This is a genomic window from Acidovorax radicis N35 (genome assembly GCF_000204195.1).
GTDB lineage: Bacteria > Pseudomonadota > Gammaproteobacteria > Burkholderiales > Burkholderiaceae_C > Acidovorax > Acidovorax radicis.
The window spans coordinates 471354-490140 of record NZ_AFBG01000020.1 but is presented as its reverse complement, the minus strand read 5'-3'; the positions used below and the strand labels follow the sequence as shown (position 1 = coordinate 490140).

The window sequence follows — 18787 nt, the reverse complement described above, 5'->3', positions numbered from 1 at the left end:
GAATCTCTTAGTTCAGCTTGGACAGCGCAACGTGCTTAAGCAGCTCCGCCACCGAGGTGTCCATCACGTCCGTGAACGGACGGGGATACAGGCCCATGGCCAGCACGGCGATGCCCAGCAGGGCCAGCACCAGGAATTCACGGCTGTCGATGTCCGTCAGGCCCTTGACGTTGTCATTGCCCACAGGCCCCAGGTACACGCGCTTGAACATCCACAGCGTGTAGGCGGCCCCAAAGATCAGCGCGGTGGCGGCAGCCAGTCCGATCCAGAAGTTGGCCTTGACGGCGCCAAGGATCACCATCCACTCGCCCACAAAACCGGCAGTGCCCGGCAGGCCGCAATTGGCCATCGCAAACAGCAGTGCAAACGCCGTGAAGTTGGGCATGGTGTTGACCACGCCACCATAGGCAGCGATCTCGCGGGAGTGCACGCGGTCGTAGAGCACGCCGATGGAAAGGAACATCGCACCCGAGACAAAGCCGTGGGCAATCATCTGCACCAGACCGCCGGAGACGCCCAGGTCGTTGAAGATGAAGAAACCCAGGGTCACAAAGCCCATGTGCGCCACGGACGAGTACGCCACCAGCTTTTTCATGTCCTTCTGGACCATGGCCACGAGGCCCACGTAGATCACGGCGATCAGCGACAGCGCGATCATCAGCCAGGCCCATTCGCGCGAGGCGTCGGGGGCGATGGGCATCGAGAAGCGCAGGAAGCCGTAGGCGCCGAGCTTCAGCATGATGGCCGCCAGCACGGCGGAGCCGCCAGTGGGCGCCTCCACGTGCACGTCGGGCAGCCAGGTGTGCACCGGCCACATGGGCACCTTCACGGCAAAAGCCGCAAAGAAGGCAAAGAACAGCAGAGTCTGCGCCGTGCGGCTCAGAGGCAACTGGTGCCACGTGGCAATGTCAAAGCTGCCGCCCGACTGGTTGTACAAGAAAATCAGCGCGATCAGCATGAGCAGCGAGCCGAGCAGCGTGTACAGGAAGAACTTGAACGCCGCGTAGATCTTGTTGGGACCACCCCAGATACCGATGATCAGGTACATCGGAATCAGCGTGGCTTCGAAGAACACGTAGAACAGCATGCCGTCCAACGCCGTGAACACGCCAACCATGAGGCCCGACAAGATCAGGAACGCCCCCATGTACTGGTTGACGCGCTCGGTGATGGACTCCCACGAAGCCACAACCACGATGACCGTGATGAACGCCGTCAGCGGCACGAACCAGAACGAGATGCCGTCCACACCCAGGTGGTAATGGACATTGAAACGCTCGATCCAGGCAGCCTTCTCGACAAACTGCATCGCCGCCGTGCCCAACTGGAAGCCGTCGTACAAGGGCAGTGTCACCAGGAAGCCAATCACAGCCCCCACCAACGCCAGCCAGCGCACCGCGCGGGCATGCTCATCCCGCCCAATGGCCAGCAGCAGCACACCGAAGGCAATCGGTGTCCAGATTGCAAGACTCAACAGACCCATTTGTTGTTTTCCTTATTTGATGAGCTGCAAGAGAGCGTCGCCCCAGACAAACCAGGTCATCAGTGCGAAGACACCCAGGATCATCACCAGCGCGTAGTGGAAGATAAAGCCCGACTGCATCCAGCGCACGATGCCGGAAACCCCTCGTACCGCCTTCCATGACCCATTCACGAGAGCGCCGTCGATGATGGCTTGGTCGCCAACCTTCCACAGGCCAACCCCCAGAGCGCGTGCACCACGGGCCAGGATGTTCTCGTTGATCCAGTCGAGGTAGTACTTGTTTTCGAACAGCGTGTAGATCGGCATGCAGGTGCGCTTGATCGCGGCAGGCAAGGCCGGGTTCACCATGTACATGTAGTACGACAGGGCCACGCCAGCCGCTGCCAGCCAGAACGGCGCGGTCTGAAGCCCGTGCAGGGCCATCGCCACCGGGCCGTGGAAGATCTCCGCCAGCTTAGCCATCGCAGGGTGTTTGACCGCATCGACAAAGATCACGCCCTTGAAAAAGTCGCCGAACAGCATGGGCTGGATGAACATGAAACCCACTACCACCGATGGAATGGCCAGCAGCACCAGGGGCACCGTTACCACCCATGGAGACTCGTGCGGCTCATGGTGATCGTCATGGCCGTGGCCATGGTCGTCATGGTGCGCATCATGGTGTGCGTCGGGGTTCTGGTCGAACCGTTCCTTGCCGTGGAAGACCAGGAAGTACATGCGGAACGAGTAGAACGCCGTAATGAACACGCCTGCGAGCACGGCAAAGTGTGCAAAACCGGCTGCGGGCAGGTGGCTGAAATGCACCGCCTCGATGATGCTGTCCTTGGAGTAGAAACCCGCGAACAGGGGCGTGCCAATCAGTGCGAGCGAACCCAGCAGCGACGTGATCCAGGTGATTGGCATGTACTTGCGCACGCCACCCATCCAGCGGATGTCCTGGTTGTGGTGCATACCCATGATGACCGAACCTGCCCCCAGGAACAGCAGCGCCTTGAAGAACGCGTGGGTCATCAGGTGGAACACGGCCACCGAGTATGCCGATGCCCCCAAGGCCACGGTCATGTAGCCAAGCTGCGAGAGCGTCGAATAAGCCACCACACGCTTGATGTCGTTCTGGATGATGCCCAGGAAGCCCATGAACAGGGCCGTGATGGAACCGATGATCAGGATGAAATTGAGCGCGGTGTCCGACAGCTCAAACAGCGGCGACATGCGCGACACCATGAAGATGCCGGCAGTCACCATGGTGGCCGCGTGGATCAGTGCCGAGATGGGGGTTGGGCCTTCCATCGAATCGGGCAGCCACACGTGCAACGGGAACTGGGCGGACTTGCCCATCGCGCCGATGAACAGGCAGATGCAGATGACGGTGATCAGCATCCAGTCGGTGCCCGGGAACGGCAGACCGCCCAGTTCGCCAGCCTTGGCGAAGATCTCGCTGTAGTTGAGCGTGCCGGTGTAGGCCGCGATCAGGCCGATGCCCAGGATGAAGCCGAAGTCGCCCACGCGGTTGACCAGGAACGCCTTCATGTTGGCGAAGATCGCCGTCGGCTTGTTGAACCAGAAGCCGATCAGCAGGTAGGACACCAGGCCCACGGCTTCCCAGCCGAAGAACAGCTGCAGCAGGTTGTTGCTCATGACGAGCATGAGCATGGAGAACGTGAACAGGGAGATGTAGGCAAAGAAACGGTTGTAGCCGTCGTCTTCTTCCATGTAGCCGATGGTGTAGATGTGCACCATCAGCGACACGAAGGTCACGACCACCATCATCATGGCGGTGAGGCTGTCGATCAGGAAACCGACCTCCATCTTGAGGCCGCCCACCACCATCCAGGTGTAGAGCGTCTCGTTGAAGCGGGCACCGTCCAGCGCCACGCTCTTGAGCGTCATCGCAGACAGCACGAACGCGACCAGCACGCCCAGGATGGTGAGGGTGTGGGAAAGTCGTCGACCGATCCAGTTACCACCGAAGGTCGTGCCGAAAATACCGGCCAGCAATGCGCCCGCCAGCGGTGCCAGCGGCACGGCCAGGAGCGTTGAAGCAGAGAGGGTTTGACTCATTCTTGAGAACCTTGGGAATGCTGGCGACCCATCAACCCTTGAGGGTGTTGAGGTCTTCCGCGTTGATGCTGGACTTGTTGCGGAACAGGAGCACCAGGATGGCCAGACCGATGGCCGACTCGGCAGCTGCCACTGTCAGGATGAAGAACACGAACACCTGGCCATGCATGTCGCCCAGGTAGTGCGAAAACGCCACGAAGTTCATGTTGACCGCCAGCAGCATCAACTCGATCGCCATCAGCAGCACAATCAGGTTTTTGCGGTTCAGGAAAATGCCGATCACGGCCAGCGCGAACAGCATCGCGCCCAGCGAGAGGAAATGGCCCAAAGTCAGCGTCATGCTTTTTTCTCCTCGGCAGCGGTCTCAGTCGGTGCTTCGTCCGCTGCCTTCTGGGTCGCGGCAACTTTCACCACTTCCAGACGGTCCGCAGCGCGCACGCGGATCTGCAAGGAAGGATTGATGGCCTTGCTATCCTTGCGCTGGCGCAGAGTCAGAGCGATGGCAGCGATCATGGCCACCAGCAGGATCACGGCTGCGATTTCCACCGGATAGAGATATTCGGTGTAGAGCAGCTTGCCCAGTGCCTTGGTGTTTGAGTACTGCACCACGTGACCTGCAGCATCCACTGCCGTAGCGACGGCCTTTGGCTCGTCCATGCCACGGAAACCGCCCATCAGCACAGCGGCCATTTCCAGCGCAATCAAGGCACCCACAGTAGCAGCGAGGGGAAAGTGCTTCCAGAAACCCTTGCGCACCGTATCGATGTGGATGTCCAACATCATCACGACGAACAGGAAGAGCACCATCACTGCGCCCAAGTACACCAATACAAGGGCAATGGCCAGAAACTCGGCTTTGAGCAACAACCAAACTGCGGCCGCCTGTGAGAACGCGAGGATGAGATAGAGCACGGCATGCACAGGATTGCGCGCGGTGATGACCCGGAAGGCTGCAAACAGCAGCACCACCGAGAAGAGATAGAAGAAACCAGTCTTGGCGTCCATGAATCGGGTCTTTATAGAAAGTCTGGCAAAGAGGCTGAACCAGGCACCGCTCAGCGGTACTTGGCATCTGCAGCCTTGGCTGCCGCGATTTCACCTTCGTACCGGTCACCCACGGCCAGGAGCATGTCCTTCGTGAAATACAGATCGCCACGCTTCTCGCCGTGGTACTCAAAGATGTGTGTCTCCACGATGGAATCCACCGGGCAGCTTTCCTCGCAGAAACCGCAAAAGATGCACTTGGTCAGATCAATGTCATAGCGCGTGGTGCGACGGGAGCCATCGGCACGCACGTCCGATTCAATCGTGATCGCCATGGCGGGGCAAACCGCCTCGCACAGCTTGCAGGCGATGCAGCGCTCTTCACCATTGTCGTAACGGCGCAGGGCATGCAGGCCGCGAAAGCGCGGCGACAAGGGTGTCTTCTCTTCGGGAAACTGCACGGTCACCTTGCGGCGAAAGGCGTAGCGGCCCGTCAGGGCCATGCCCTTGAGCAGCTCCACGAGCATGAAGCTCTTGAAGAAATCCTTGAACGAGAAAGGTGCAGCAGCAGCAACAGCAGTCATGTGTGTCCCCGCTTATTTCCAGATGTTCCACGGCGAGAGCAACCACCCGCCGACGATGAGCAGCCACACCAGGGTGACCGGAATGAAGATCTTCCAGCCCAGACGCATGATCTGGTCATAGCGAAAGCGCGGGAAGGTGGCGCGGATCCAGATGAACATGGACACCACGACGAAAGTCTTGATACCCAGCCAGATCCAGCCCGGCACCCAGTTGAACAGCACGCTGTCAATGGGCGACAGCCAGCCGCCCAGGAACATCAGCGCCGCCAGGATGGACACCAGCCACATGCTGGCGTATTCGGCCAGGAAAAACACGGCGAAACCCATACCCGAGTACTCGACCATGTGGCCGGCCACGATTTCGGCTTCACCCTCGACCACGTCGAAGGGGTGGCGGTTGGTTTCAGCCACGCCGGAGATCAGGTACACCAGAAAGATGGGCAGCAGCGGCAGCCAGTTCCAGGACAGGAATACCAGGCCCTTGTCTGCGGCCATACCACGGGACTGGGACATCACGATTTCGGTCAGGTTCATGCTGCCCGAGACCATGATCACCACCAGGAAGCAGAAGCCCATGGCGATTTCGTAGCTCACCATCTGCGCCGAGGCGCGCAGTGCGCCCAAGAAGGCGTACTTGGAGTTCGATGCCCAGCCGGCGATGATCACGCCATAGACTTCGATGGAGGTAATCGCCATCACCAAGAGCAAACCGGCATTGACGTTGGCCAGCGCGACATCGGGACCGAAGGGGATCGCGACCCATGCGGCAAGCGCCGGCATGATCGCCATGATGGGACCCAATACAAACAGACCCTTGCTGGCCGCCGTAGGCTGGATGATTTCCTTGGTCAGCAGCTTCAGAGCGTCTGCAATCGGTTGCAGCAAGCCGAGTGGACCAACCCGGTTGGGACCATGGCGCACCTGCATGAAGCCGAGCAGCTTGCGCTCCCACAGCGTGAGGTAGGCCACTGCGCCCATCAGAGGAGCCAAAATGCAGACGATCTTGATCAAAATCCAGAGCACGGGCCAGACAACGCCGGTCCACCAGCCAAAGGAAAGCAGGTTCAGGCCCGCGTTGTAGATCGCGTCGATCATGCGGCGACTCCTTCACGTGCCGTGCGCGCATCGGCGGTGAGCTGCAGCGACGTGGAACGGCGCACGAGGCCGTCGAGTTGATAGATGGAAGCGACCACAGGCTCGCAGGCGGTTGCGGTGCCTGCTGCGGCCGCAGCAGGCACCGCAGTCACCAGGTTCGACAGCTGTTCAGCAGGCACTTGCGTGACGGTACCGGCCGCGGCGTTGGTGGCGCGTGCCAGCACGTCTTGCGAGGTCTCGAAGTCGAAACCGGACACACCCAGCAGGTTGGCCAGCACGCGCAGGACCTTCCACGCAGGGCGGGTATCGCCCAGGGGGCGCACCACCGCATGGAAGCTCTGCAGGCGGCCTTCGGCGTTGATGAAGCTGCCGGAGGTTTCGGTGAAGGGAGCAATTGGCAACAGAACGTCACTGAACTCCAGGTTGGCCTTGAAGGGGCTCAAGGTCACCACCATCTCTGCACCAGACAGCGCAGCAGCAGCGTTGGCACCTGCCGCCGAGTCATGGACCGGCTCGGTGTTGAGCAGCACAGCCGCCTTCAGTCCACCCGAGAGCATCTGACCCGCATTCAATCCACCGTTCACAGGATGAGCACCCGCAAACTGCGCGCCCACCGTGTTGGCGGCTTCCGTAAGGTAGCCCACCGAGGCACCCGTGTGCTCGCCGATCCAGTTGGCCAACGACAGCAATTGCGTGGCCTGCGCATGATGCGCTGCGGCGTTGCCTAGCAGCACGGCTTTGCGCTCACCGCCGAGCAGCGCGCGGGCGATGGCCTGGGTGGCGTCGTCGTAGGCTGCAGCGCCCTGAGGAGCGGTCACGCCCTTTTCCTGTGCCACTGCAGAGGCGATGCCGCCGAGTGTCTGCACCCATTCGCTGGCGCTTTGCGCAACGAACGACGACACAGGCATGGCCCAGTCGTGGGCCACAGAGCCCACAGCCGTGACCTGGCAGCCATGGCGGGCAGCCTGTCGGATGCGCTGCGCGAACAGCGGATGGTCCTTGCGCAGGTTGGAGCCCACCACCAGCACGCGTTGCAGCGTGGACAGGGAAGCGATGGACGTACCCAGCCAACGGATGCCTTCGGGTGCAGCGAACTCAGCATTGCGCAGGCGGTAGTCGATGTTGTCGCTGCCAATGCCGCGCACCAGCGCACTGGCCAGGTACAGCTCTTCGACCGTGCTGTGCGGGCTCACCAAAGCGCCGATGCTCTTGGCACCGTGGTCGTTCTTGATGTTCTTGAGGCCATTGGCCACGTACTCGAGCGCAGTCTGCCAGTCGACTTCCTTCCACACCCCGCCCTGCTTGAGCATGGGCTGGGTCAGGCGTTCGTCGCTGTTGAGCGATTCGTAGGAGAAACGGTCACGGTCGGCGATCCAGCATTCGTTGACGGCTTCGTTCTCCAGCGGCACGACACGCATGACCTTGTGGTTCTTGACCTGAACGATCAGGTTGGCGCCGGTGGAGTCGTGCGGGCTGACCGAGCGGCGGCGCGACAGCTCCCAGGTACGGGCGCTGTAGCGGAACGGCTTGCTGGTCAAGGCACCCACGGGGCAGATGTCGATCATGTTGCCCGAAAGCTCTGAATCTACCGTGTCACCAGTCACCGTGGTGATTTCGGAATGCTCGCCGCGATGGATCATGCCCAACTCCATCACCCCAGCCACCTCCTGGCCAAAGCGCACGCAGCGGGTGCAGTGAATGCAGCGACTCATTTCCTGCATGGAAATCAGCGGCCCCACATCCTTGACGGGCACCACGCGCTTTTCTTCCTCATAGCGCGAGGAAGATCCGCCATAGCCGACGGCCAGATCCTGCAGCTGGCACTCGCCACCCTGGTCACAGATGGGGCAGTCCAACGGGTGATTGATCAGCAAAAATTCCATGACCGACTGCTGGGCCTTGATGGCCTTGTCGCTCTTGGTGCGCACGATCATGCCCTGCGTCACCGGCGTGGCGCAGGCGGGCATGGGCTTGGGTGCCTTTTCCACATCCACCAGGCACATGCGGCAGTTGGCGGCAATCGAAAGCTTCTTGTGGTAGCAGAAATGTGGAATGTAGGTGCCCGCCTTCTCGGCTGCATGCATCACCATGCAACCTTCGGCGACTTCCACTTTCTGACCGTCCAGTTCAATTTCAACCATATGTCTTCTCGCGATCAGGCGGAGGTCGCAGCCTGGGAGGCGTTGTTCCGGATCAGTGCTTCAAACTCGGGACGGAAATGCTTGATCATGGCGCGCACCGGCATCGCGGCAGCGTCGCCCAGCGCGCAGATCGTCCGGCCCTGGATGTTGTCTGCCACCGAATTGAGCAGATCCAGGTCGCCCGTGCGGCCCTGGTTGTGCTGGATACGGTCGATCACGCGCCACATCCAGCCGGTGCCTTCGCGGCAGGGCGTGCACTGGCCACAGGATTCGTGCGAATAGAAGTACGACAGGCGCAGCAGGCTTTCGACCATGCTGCGGGAGTCGTCCATCACGATCACGGCGCCCGAGCCCAGCATGGAGCCGGCCTTGGCGATGGAGTCGTAGTCCAGCGTGCATTCCATGATGATGGAAGCTGGCAGCACCGGAGAGGACGAGCCACCAGGGATCACCGCCTTGAGCTGGCGCCCCTTGCGCACGCCACCGGCTAGTTCGAGCAGCTTGGCGAAGGGCGTGCCCATCGGCACTTCATAGTTGCCAGGCTTTTCCACGTCGCCCGAGACCGAGAAGATCTTGGTGCCGCCGTTGTTGGGCTTGCCACACTCCAGGTACGCCGCACCGCCATTGCGGATGATCCACGGCACGGCCGCGAAGGTCTCGGTGTTGTTGATTGTGGTGGGCTTGCCGTACAAACCGAAGCTTGCGGGGAACGGTGGCTTGAAGCGCGGCTGGCCCTTCTTGCCTTCCAGCGACTCGAGCAGCGCGGTCTCTTCGCCACAGATGTAGGCGCCGAAACCGTGCGCTGCATGCAGCTGGAAGCTGAAGTTGCTGCCCAGGATCTTGTCGCCCAGGTAGCCGGCGGCACGTGCCTCTTCGAGCGCTTCTTCGAAGCGGTCGTAGGTCTGGAAGATTTCGCCGTGGATGTAGTTGTAACCCACGGAGATGCCCATCGCGTAGGCCGCGATGATCATGCCTTCGATGACGATGTGCGGGTTGAACTGCAGGATGTCACGGTCCTTGCAGGTGCCTGGCTCGCCTTCGTCGGAGTTGCACACGAGGTACTTCTGGCCAGGGAACGAGCGGGGCATGAAGCTCCACTTGAGGCCAGTGGGGAAGCCCGCGCCGCCGCGGCCGCGCAGACCCGATTCCTTGACGGTGGCAATGACCTGGTCCTGCGTCAGCGGCTCGCTGCCGTCGGTACCCAGGATCTTGCGCAGCGCGGCGTAGCCGCCGCGCGCTTCGTAGTCCTTGATGCTCCAGTTCGTGCCGTCCAGGCCCGCATAGATCTGCGGGTTGATGTGGCGGTCGTGGAAGCAGGTCTGGACGCCGGTGGCCTGGAACTGCGAGAGGATCTGTGCTGCGGTGGTCATGCTTGCCCTTCCGCAGCCTTGAGGCCATCGACCAGCTGGTCGAGCTTGTCGTTGTCCATGAAGCTGCACATGGTGCGGTCGTTGACCAGCATCACGGGCGCGTCGGCACAAGCACCCAGGCACTCGCATTGCTGCAGCGTGAACAGGCCGTCCGGCGTGGTCCCGCCCATAGTCACGCCGAGCTTCTTCTCGAGGTGGTGCAACGCCTTCTGGCCGTCGCGCAGCTGGCAAGGCAGGTTCGTACACACGTTGAGCTTGTACTTGCCGGTAGGCTGCTGGTTGTACATGTTGTAGAACGTGGTGACTTCGTGCACCGCGATCTGGGCCATGCCCAGGTATTCGGCGATCACGGCCTCGCTCTCGACGCTGACCCAGCCCTGCTCCTGCTGCACGATGGACAGGCAGGCCATCACTGCAGACTGCGCTTGCTCGGGCGGGTACTTGGCCACTTCGCGCGCAAAGCGCGCCAGCGTGGCCTCGGTGATCTTGGTATTGCTGCTGCTCATCGGTCGATCTCCCCGAACACGATATCCATGGTGCCGATGATGGCCACGGCGTCGGCGATCATGTGGCCGCGCGCCATTTCATCGAGAGTGGCCAGGTGCGCAAAGCCGGGCGCACGGATCTTCAGGCGGTAGGGCTTGTTGGCGCCGTCGCTGACCAGGTAGATGCCGAACTCGCCCTTGGGATGCTCGACAGCGGCATAGGCCTCGCCTTCTGGCACGTGGAAACCTTCGGTGAAGAGCTTGAAATGGTGGATCAGCTCCTCCATGTTCGACTTCATGGATTCACGATCGGGCGCAGCCACCTTGTGGTTGTCGGTAATGACAGGACCCGGATTGGCGCGCAGCCAGTTCACGCACTGCTTGATGATGCGGTTGGACTCGCGCATCTCCTGCACGCGCACGAGGTAGCGGTCATAGCAATCACCCGTCTTGCCGACTGGCACGTCGAAGTCCATGCGATCGTAGACGTCGTAGGGCTGCGTCTTGCGCAGGTCCCATGCAATGCCGGAGCCCCGCAGCATGGGGCCGGTCATGCCCAGATTCAGTGCACGCTCGGGGGGCACCACGCCGATGCCCACGGTGCGCTGCTTCCAGATACGGTTGTCAGTGAGCAGGGTTTCGTACTCGTCCACACAGGCCGGGAAGCGCTGCGTAAAGTCGTCGATAAAGTCGAGCATGGAACCTTGGCGGTTCTGGTTCATGGCCTCGAGGGCCTTGGCGTTCTTGATCTTGCTGACCTTGTACTGCGGCATGGAATCCGGCAGGTCGCGGTAGACGCCACCCGGACGGAAGTACGCCGCGTGCATGCGCGCGCCGGAGACGGCTTCGTACATGTCGAACAGGTCTTCGCGCTCGCGGAAGGTGTAGATCAGGATGGTGGAACTGCCGCAGTCGTTGCCGTGCGAACCAAGCCACATCAGGTGGTTCAGCAGGCGCGTGATTTCGGAGAACATCACACGGATGTACTGGGCGCGGATAGGCACTTCCAGGCCCAGCAGCTTTTCGATGGCCAGGCAGTAGGCGTGCTCGTTGCACATCATGGACACGTAGTCCAGACGGTCCATGTAGGGCAGCGACTGGATGTAGGTCTTGTGCTCGGCCAGCTTCTCCGTGGCACGGTGCAGGAGGCCGATGTGCGGGTCAGCGCGCTGGACGACTTCGCCGTCGAGCTCGAGCACCAGACGCAACACGCCGTGCGCGGCAGGGTGCTGCGGCCCGAAGTTGAGGGAATAGTTTTTGATTTCAGCCATGGTGGATCACGTGGGACGCAGGGCGCCTTAGTGCAGGCCTCCGTACTTGTCTTCGCGGATGATGCGCGGCGTGATCTCGCGCGGCTCGATCGACACCGGCTCGTAGACCACCCGGCGCTGCTCTGCGTCGTAGCGCATCTCGACATTGCCGGACAGCGGGAAGTCCTTGCGGAAGGGATGGCCGATGAAGCCGTAGTCGGTCAGGATGCGGCGCAGGTCGTTGTGGCCGTCGAACACGATGCCAAACAAGTCAAACGCCTCACGCTCATACCAGTTGGCCGAGTTCCACAGATCAGCAACCGAAGCCACCACCGGGAAGTCGTCGTCGGCACAGAACACCTTGACGCGCACACGCTGATTCAGACTCACGGACAACAGGTGCGACACCACGCAATAGCGCGCCCCCTCGTTCACCGCATCGGCATATGCAGAATAGTCCACTCCGCACAAATCAATCAGTTGTTCGAAACGACAACCCTCTGCATCGCGCAGCAAGCGCATGGCTTCCAGGTAGTCGGCAGCAGAAACCACCAAGGTGACCTCATCCAAAGCCACCGTGATCTGGCGCACCTTTGCACCCAGCGCCGCAGCAATGTTGTCTTTGAGTTTTTCGGGGCGAATGGCAACAGCAGTCATCATCAACCCTTCAGACGCGCGCAATGGTATTGGTACGACGAATCTTCTGCTGCAGCTGAATGATCCCGTAGATCAGCGCCTCCGCGGTGGGAGGGCAGCCTGGGACATACACATCCACAGGCACGATACGGTCACAGCCGCGCACCACAGAGTAGCTGTAATGGTAATAACCACCACCATTGGCACACGATCCCATAGACAGAACCCAACGTGGTTCGGACATCTGGTCGTACACCTTGCGCAGCGCGGGTGCCATCTTGTTGCACAGCGTGCCAGCAACAATCATCAGATCCGACTGACGAGGACTGGCACGAAACACCTCCGCACCAAAGCGCCCGATGTCATAGCGCGCTGCAGCAGCATGCATCATTTCAACGGCACAGCACGCCAGGCCAAATGTCATCGGCCACAGGGAACCGGTCTTGGCCCAATTCACCACGGAGTCATAGCTCGTGGTGATGAAGCCTTCCTTCATCACGCCTTCAATCATTGCATCATCCTTGTTGAGGCTCGCTCACTCCCAATCCAGGGCACCCTTTTTCCACTCGTAGGCAAAACCCACAACCAGGATGGCCAGGAAAATCACGACCGCCACAAAACCAGCGATCCCAACCTCATGCAGCGTCACCGCCCACGGGAAAAGAAACGCGATTTCGAGATCGAACAGAATGAAGAGAATGGCCACGAGGTAGTAGCGCACATCAAACTTCATGCGCGCATCCTCGAAGGCTTCAAAGCCACATTCGTAGGGAGAGTTCTTTGCGGCATCCGGGCGGTTGGGGCCCAGTATGTAGCCGAGTGCAAGGGGGACAACGCCTACGGCGATGCCGACCAAGATGAACAAAAGGACGGGGAGGTACTGATCGAGGTTCATCTTGAGGATGTGCTCACCGCTGTGGCCTTGCCCGTCAGGACCCAAGCCGGGTCATGCAGGCAGGCCTTTGTTTTGGTGCCGTCGGCGAGACTCGAACTCGCACAGCTTTCGCCACTACCCCCTCAAGATAGCGTGTCTACCAATTTCACCACGACGGCTGATTTTTGCATCTGGATGGCATGAGGAACCTTGCGGTTTTGGCTTTCCAGACAATCCAGAATTCTACTCCGGAAAAACCCTGCTCCGGCTTCCGGAACCCAATTTAGTGCAGATTATTTGGTGGGGATCTGAGCAGCACCCGATGCAGGCACCGCAGGTGCCACTGAGGCGTCCGACGCCGATCCGGCGGGTACGGCTGCGGCCGGAGTTTCCAACACACTACCCGAACTGGTAGGACGCGCATTGCCAAAGTAAGCCAAGGCCAGCGTTGCCACAAAAAATACCGCAGCCAGTACCGCCGTGGTGCGCGACAGGAAGTTGGCACTACCGCTGGCACCAAACAAACTCCCGGAACTGCCACTGCCAAACGCCGCCCCCATGTCAGCACCCTTGCCGTGCTGAATCAGGATCAAGCCAATCATCCCCAAAGCCGTCAGCATCTGTACAGCCAAAACCACATTCACGATCACGTTCATTCTCTGTTCACTCCTGATTGAATAGTTTGAAGGGCCGCCTCAAGAGGCGGCCGCAATAATTTGTAGGAAATCGGACACCTTCAACGATGCGCCCCCGACAAGGCCGCCATCGATGTCCGGCTGGGCAAGCAGTTGGGCCGCATTGGCCGCATTCATGCTGCCGCCATAAAGCAGGCGGATCCGATCAGCATGCTCGCTGGCCGCTGACAGTTGAGAGCGCAGCACAGCATGCACTTCCTGCGCCTGCTCGGGCGACGCGGTACGGCCAGTGCCAATGGCCCAGACCGGCTCGTACGCCACCACCACTTCGCTGATGCAGTGCCCATTGAGGTGAATCACCGCTGCCAACTGGCGCTTGACCACAGCCTCGGTCTGGCCTGTTTCACGCTCCTGCAGCGTTTCACCCACACAGACGATGGGTGTGATGCCCGCCGCCAATGCGCGCTGGGCCTTCTCGGCGACCACCACATCGGTCTCACCATGGTATTGGCGGCGCTCTGAATGCCCCACCAACACGTAGCGCACACCCAAGTCCTTCAACATGGAGGCCGACACCTCACCGGTGTATGCCCCGACCTCGTGCGGCGATACATCCTGGGCAGCCACAGCCACCACAGATCCAGCCGTGAAAGCCTGCACCTGCGCTATGTAAGGCGCCGGCACAGCAACGGCCACATCACAAACCGCGTCAGCCAACCCCGCCATGATGCCTTTCAGCAAAGCATCGTTGGCAACCAGGCTGCCGTTCATCTTCCAGTTGCCTGCGATGAGTTTTTTCTTGCTTTTCATGATCACCACGTCAAAACAATTTTGCCAATGTGCTGATTCGACTCCATCAGCGCATGGGCCTTGGCAGCCTCTGCCACCACAAACGTGCTGTGGATGACTGGCCGCACACGCCCCGCCACCAGCAGAGGCCACACATGCTCTCGCAGTGCACGAGCAATGGCCCCCTTGAATGCCACAGAGCGCGGGCGCAAGGTAGACCCAGTGATGGTCAACCGTCTGCGCAGCACCAGCCCCGCGTTGAAATCGCTCTTGACCCCACCCTGCACCGCAATGATGACAAGGCGGCCATCTTCAGCCAGACACTCCACCTCGCGTGCCACATAGTCCCCGGCAACCATATCCAGCACCACGTCCACGCCTTTGCCTTGTGTGATGCGCTTGGTTTCTGCCACAAAGTCCTGTGACTTGTAATGGATGGCATGGTGGGCACCCAACTGCAGACATGCGGCGCATTTCTCGTCGCTGCCCGCCGTCGCAATGACCGTCGCGCCAAAGGCGTGTGCCAGTTGCACAGCAGTCACACCAATACCGCTGGTGCCACCTTGCACAAGCAGGCTTTCTCCCGCCTGCAGGCGCCCCCGGTCGAACACGTTGCTCCACACGGTGAAGAACGTCTCCGGCAGCGAGGCCGCCTCCACGTCGCTGAAGCCCTCAGGCACCGGCAAACACTGCAAGGCCGGTGCCACACACCACTCAGCATAGCCACCACCCGCCACCAGCGCACAAACGCGGTCGCCCACCCGAATGCCCGCCTCGGCCATGGCCAAAGCGTCACCCGACTCCACCACCCCCGCAACCTCCAGGCCCGGCAGATCCGAGGTGCCCGGCGGTGGGGCATAGTGCCCCATCCGCTGGAGCACATCGGGGCGGTTGATGCCACTGGCAGCAACGCGAATCAGCAACTCACCAATGCCCGGTTGCGGCACGGGCCGCTCACCCAGGCGCAACACTTCAGGCCCACCAAAGGATGTGATCTCGACTGCGCGCATGTTGCGACTCCTCGGAGAATTAGGTATTTGAGTGATTTTGGCCGGTAGCGCTCAATCTAAAAGCGCAAGCAGCTACAAAATCAATAGCAAATAACCCAATCAACCGACGATCTGCCCGGAACCGTTTTCCGAAGGCTGCGATTGCTGTTGCTGGTCCGCTGGCTGACGACCACCGTCACGGCCGTGGTCGCGGCGTGGCTCACGATCACCGCGCTCGGCAGGCGCAGGGCGATCACTACCGCCGGCGGGGCGCTCGGCCAGCACCTTCATCGATAGCTTGACGCGACCCTTTTCATCAGTCTCCATGACCTTGACCTTCACGATCTGGCCCTCGGTAAGGTAGTCACCCACACGCTCGACACGCTCGTGAGCAATCTGGCTGATGTGCAGCAGGCCGTCCTTGCCGGGGAGCAGGTTGATCAATGCACCGAAGTCCAGGATTTTCGTCACAGGGCCTTCGTAGATCTTGCCGATCTCGACTTCAGCCGTGATCTGCTCGATGCGCTTCTTGGCTTCGTCGGCCTTGGCCGCATCGGTCGCGGCGATGGTGATCGTGCCGTCTTCCTCGATGTTGATCTGGCAGCCAGTTTCTTCGGTCAGCGCACGGATCACGGCGCCGCCCTTGCCGATCACGTCACGGATCTTCTCGGGGTTGATCTTCATCGTGTAGAGCTTGGGCGCGAAGTTCGACACCTCGGTCTTGGCTTCGCCCATGGCCTCTTGCATCTTGCCCAGAATGTGCATGCGCGCTTCCTTGGCCTGGGCCAGGGCAACTTGCATGATTTCCTTGGTGATGCCCTGGATCTTGATGTCCATCTGCAGGGCCGTGATGCCACCCGTGGTACCGGCCACCTTGAAGTCCATGTCACCCAAATGATCTTCGTCACCCAGGATGTCGGTCAGCACAGCAAAGCGGTTGGCATCCTTGATCAGGCCCATGGCGATACCCGCCACGTGCGCCTTCATGGGCACACCCGCATCCATCAGCGACAGGCAGCCACCACACACCGAAGCCATCGACGACGAGCCGTTGGATTCCGTGATTTCGGACACCACACGCATGGTGTAGGGGAATTCTTCCTTCGTCGGCAGCACGGCAATCAGAGCGCGCTTGGCCAGACGGCCGTGGCCGATTTCACGGCGCTTGGTCGAACCCATGCGACCCACTTCGCCGGTGGCAAAGGGAGGCATGTTGTAGTGCATCATGAAGCGGTCTTCGTACTCGCCAGCCAGCGCATCGATGCGCTGGGCATCGCGCTCCGTGCCCAGCGTGGTCACCACCAGCGCCTGGGTTTCGCCGCGCGTGAACAACGAAGAACCGTGGGCACGGGGCAGCACGCTGCCGCGGATCTCAATGGGGCGCACGGTGCGTGTATCACGGCCATCGATGCGGGGCTCGCCGGCCAGGATCTGGCTGCGCACGATGCCGGCTTCGATGTCGAACAACATGCCTTCAACCTTGACAGCGTCGAATTCGACACCATCGGCCTTCAGCGCAGCCATCACAGCAGCGTAGGCTTCGCGGCAAGCTTGGGTACGGGCTTGCTTGTTACGGATCTGGTAGGCAGCGCGCAGCTTGTCGTCAGCCAGTGCCACCACCTTGGCGATGAGGGCTTCGTCCTTGGCGGGGGCTTCCCACTGCCACACGGGCTTGCCGGCGTCACGCACCAGTTCGTGGATGGCGTTGATGGCCACATTGCCTTGCTCATGGCCAAACACCACGGCGCCGAGCATGATTTCTTCAGACAGCTGCTGAGCTTCGGATTCGACCATCAGTACAGCAGCTTCGGTACCAGCCACCACCAGATCCATCTGCGAGTTCTTGCGCGCAGTCTGGCCGGGGTTCAGCACGTATTCGCCGTTGATGTAGCCCACACGCGCGGCGCCGATGGGGCCATTGAACGGGATGCCGGAGATGGCCAGGGCTGCACTGGTGGCAATCAAAGCGGCGATGTCAGCGTCCACTTCGGGGTTCAGCGACACCGTGTGAATCACCACGTGCACTTCGTTGAAGAAACCTTCAGGGAACAGCGGACGGATCGGACGGTCGATCAGGCGGCTGGTCAGGGTTTCGTGCTCGCTGGGCTTGGCTTCGCGCTTGAAGAAGCTGCCGGGGATCTTGCCTGCGGCGTACGTCTTCTCGATATAGTCCACCGTCAGGGGGAAGAAGTCCTGGCCGGGCTTGGCACCCTTGGAGGCAACCACGGTGGCCAGCACCACGGTGTCGTCAATATTCACCAGCACGGCGCCGGAGGCCTGGCGGGCGATTTCGCCCGTTTCCATGATGACGGTCTTGTCACCCCATTGGAAGGTCTTGGTGACTTTGTTGAAAATGCTCATGTTCAGCTCCTGTTTTAATAGCTGGTAGCGCGCTACCAGATTGTTCTGGAGGGCAATTCAGAACACGATGCCATTCCAGTGAAACTGCCTGCCAGCGCGTGGCAACAACCCCATTGGAATGACACAGCTTCGCTCTGTTTTGCAGCTCCGAAGTAAAAAACGCCTGAGCTAGCGGACTAACCCAGGCGTTTTCGCATGCAATGAAAATTACTTGCGCAGACCCAATTTGGCGATCAGCGCGGTGTAACGGTCAGCGTCCTTGGCCTTCAGGTAGTCCAGCAGCTTGCGACGACGGCTCACCATGCGCAGCAGGCCACGGCGACCATGGTGGTCCTTGGCATGCGTCTTGAAGTGGGGGGTCAGTTCGTTGATGCGGGCGGTCAGCAGGGCCACTTGCACTTCTGGGCTACCAGTGTCATTGGCAGCACGGGCGTTCGCCTTGACGACTTCGGCCTTGATGGAGGATGCGATCATTGTTTTTCCTTGAATGAGGCCCGCAAAGCTAGCTGGGCCGTGATTTTTACTTGCGCCAGCAACTGGAAGGGCCACAGGCGTGCGTCTTGCACCATGCAAAACCCTTCGATTATAGCCCAGCAGCATTTGAACCTTGCCAAGCGCCACCTGATCCTGAAACACTACAGCTTATTCAATCGCCTCAAACCGGAAACCCATGATGCAAATCAAGGCCTCCTCACCACACACTCCTGTCCACATCCTGCGCCAGGGCATACGCGGCTTGCTGGCCGCAAGCATCGCGCTAGGACTGCTCACGGGCACAAGCTCCACACAGGCCAAACGCCCAATAAGCAATGACACACCCGCATCAAAAACTTCTCCCAAGAAGAAAAACGTGAACAAGGTCACGTATCAACGCAGCACCTCCGAAGAGACAGCAGCCGAACGTGATCGCCGCATGCTCCGGGAGTGCCGAGGCTTACACAATGCGGGAGCCTGCAGGGGCTACACACGGAGCTAGCCACATACAGGCAGATATAGCAGGAAAGAGCATCCCTTCACCGAACGGACCATTCGACGCGCAGGGAGACCTCA

General features: G+C 60.5%; 18 protein-coding genes and 1 tRNA gene. All 19 read right to left on the bottom strand.

What is annotated here, in order from left to right; genetic code table 11:
* Positions 1–7: 7 nt before the first annotated feature.
* The 19 genes from ARADN35_RS0116035 to rpsO all read right to left on the bottom strand — a co-directional run bounded on the left by ARADN35_RS0116035 (position 8) and on the right by rpsO (position 18211).
* Positions 8–1483, bottom strand: a complete 1476-nt coding sequence (locus ARADN35_RS0116035) for an NADH-quinone oxidoreductase subunit M (protein ID WP_010463945.1) — start codon at positions 1481–1483, stop codon at positions 8–10.
* A 12-nt stretch (positions 1484–1495) separates the two neighbouring features.
* The gene (gene nuoL / locus ARADN35_RS0116030) at positions 1496–3544 is read right to left on the bottom strand and encodes an NADH-quinone oxidoreductase subunit L (RefSeq protein ID WP_029414080.1); all 2049 of its coding nucleotides are present in this window, start codon (positions 3542–3544) and stop codon (positions 1496–1498) included.
* 31 nt (positions 3545–3575) lie between these two features.
* On the bottom strand, positions 3576–3884 hold the full coding sequence (gene nuoK, locus ARADN35_RS0116025; RefSeq protein WP_005793248.1) for an NADH-quinone oxidoreductase subunit NuoK: 309 nt from the start codon (positions 3882–3884) through the stop codon (positions 3576–3578).
* Positions 3881–4549: an NADH-quinone oxidoreductase subunit J gene (locus tag ARADN35_RS0116020; RefSeq protein WP_010463943.1), complete on the bottom strand. Its 669-nt coding sequence runs from the start codon at positions 4547–4549 to the stop codon at positions 3881–3883. The genes nuoK and ARADN35_RS0116020 overlap by 4 nt, the downstream gene beginning before the upstream one ends.
* A gap of 50 nt (positions 4550–4599) precedes the next feature.
* Complete coding sequence (gene nuoI, locus ARADN35_RS0116015) at positions 4600–5112, bottom strand: NADH-quinone oxidoreductase subunit NuoI (protein WP_010463942.1); 513 nt, start codon at positions 5110–5112, stop codon at positions 4600–4602.
* 12 nt (positions 5113–5124) lie between these two features.
* The gene (gene nuoH, locus ARADN35_RS0116010; RefSeq protein ID WP_010463941.1) at positions 5125–6207 is read right to left on the bottom strand and encodes an NADH-quinone oxidoreductase subunit NuoH; all 1083 of its coding nucleotides are present in this window, start codon (positions 6205–6207) and stop codon (positions 5125–5127) included.
* Complete coding sequence (gene nuoG, locus ARADN35_RS0116005; protein WP_010463940.1) at positions 6204–8348, bottom strand: NADH-quinone oxidoreductase subunit NuoG; 2145 nt, start codon at positions 8346–8348, stop codon at positions 6204–6206. Before nuoG ends, nuoH begins: the two co-directional genes overlap by 4 nt.
* 14 nt (positions 8349–8362) lie before the next feature.
* Positions 8363–9718, bottom strand: a complete 1356-nt coding sequence (nuoF, locus tag ARADN35_RS0116000) for an NADH-quinone oxidoreductase subunit NuoF (RefSeq protein ID WP_010463939.1) — start codon at positions 9716–9718, stop codon at positions 8363–8365.
* Positions 9715–10224 (bottom strand): NADH-quinone oxidoreductase subunit NuoE, encoded by a 510-nt coding sequence (nuoE, locus tag ARADN35_RS0115995; RefSeq protein WP_010463938.1) that lies wholly within the window; start codon positions 10222–10224, stop codon positions 9715–9717. The genes nuoF and nuoE overlap by 4 nt, the downstream gene beginning before the upstream one ends.
* Positions 10221–11474, bottom strand: coding sequence for an NADH-quinone oxidoreductase subunit D (locus tag ARADN35_RS0115990; protein WP_010463937.1), 1254 nt, complete (start codon positions 11472–11474; stop codon positions 10221–10223). Before ARADN35_RS0115990 ends, nuoE begins: the two co-directional genes overlap by 4 nt.
* Before the next feature lie 27 nt (positions 11475–11501).
* Positions 11502–12110: an NADH-quinone oxidoreductase subunit C gene (locus tag ARADN35_RS0115985; RefSeq protein ID WP_010463936.1), complete on the bottom strand. Its 609-nt coding sequence runs from the start codon at positions 12108–12110 to the stop codon at positions 11502–11504.
* Between the two features lie 10 nt (positions 12111–12120).
* Positions 12121–12600 carry a NuoB/complex I 20 kDa subunit family protein gene (locus ARADN35_RS0115980; RefSeq protein ID WP_007849129.1) on the bottom strand — a complete coding sequence of 160 codons (480 nt, stop codon included), beginning with the start codon at positions 12598–12600 and terminating at the stop codon, positions 12121–12123.
* A gap of 24 nt (positions 12601–12624) precedes the next feature.
* Complete coding sequence (locus tag ARADN35_RS0115975; protein ID WP_010463935.1) at positions 12625–12984, bottom strand: NADH-quinone oxidoreductase subunit A; 360 nt, start codon at positions 12982–12984, stop codon at positions 12625–12627.
* A gap of 73 nt (positions 12985–13057) precedes the next feature.
* Positions 13058–13142 (bottom strand) — tRNA-Leu (locus tag ARADN35_RS0115970).
* Between the two features lie 114 nt (positions 13143–13256).
* On the bottom strand, positions 13257–13619 hold the full coding sequence (secG, locus tag ARADN35_RS0115965; protein WP_010463934.1) for a preprotein translocase subunit SecG: 363 nt from the start codon (positions 13617–13619) through the stop codon (positions 13257–13259).
* A gap of 39 nt (positions 13620–13658) precedes the next feature.
* Positions 13659–14408, bottom strand: coding sequence for a triose-phosphate isomerase (gene tpiA, locus ARADN35_RS0115960; RefSeq protein ID WP_035198283.1), 750 nt, complete (start codon positions 14406–14408; stop codon positions 13659–13661).
* A gap of 2 nt (positions 14409–14410) precedes the next feature.
* Complete coding sequence (locus ARADN35_RS0115955) at positions 14411–15397, bottom strand: NAD(P)H-quinone oxidoreductase (protein ID WP_010463930.1); 987 nt, start codon at positions 15395–15397, stop codon at positions 14411–14413.
* 99 nt (positions 15398–15496) lie between these two features.
* Positions 15497–17737 (bottom strand): polyribonucleotide nucleotidyltransferase, encoded by a 2241-nt coding sequence (gene pnp, locus ARADN35_RS0115950; protein ID WP_010463927.1) that lies wholly within the window; start codon positions 17735–17737, stop codon positions 15497–15499.
* A gap of 207 nt (positions 17738–17944) precedes the next feature.
* Positions 17945–18211, bottom strand: coding sequence for a 30S ribosomal protein S15 (gene rpsO, locus ARADN35_RS0115945; RefSeq protein WP_005793232.1), 267 nt, complete (start codon positions 18209–18211; stop codon positions 17945–17947).
* Between the last annotated feature and the right edge of the window lie 576 nt (positions 18212–18787).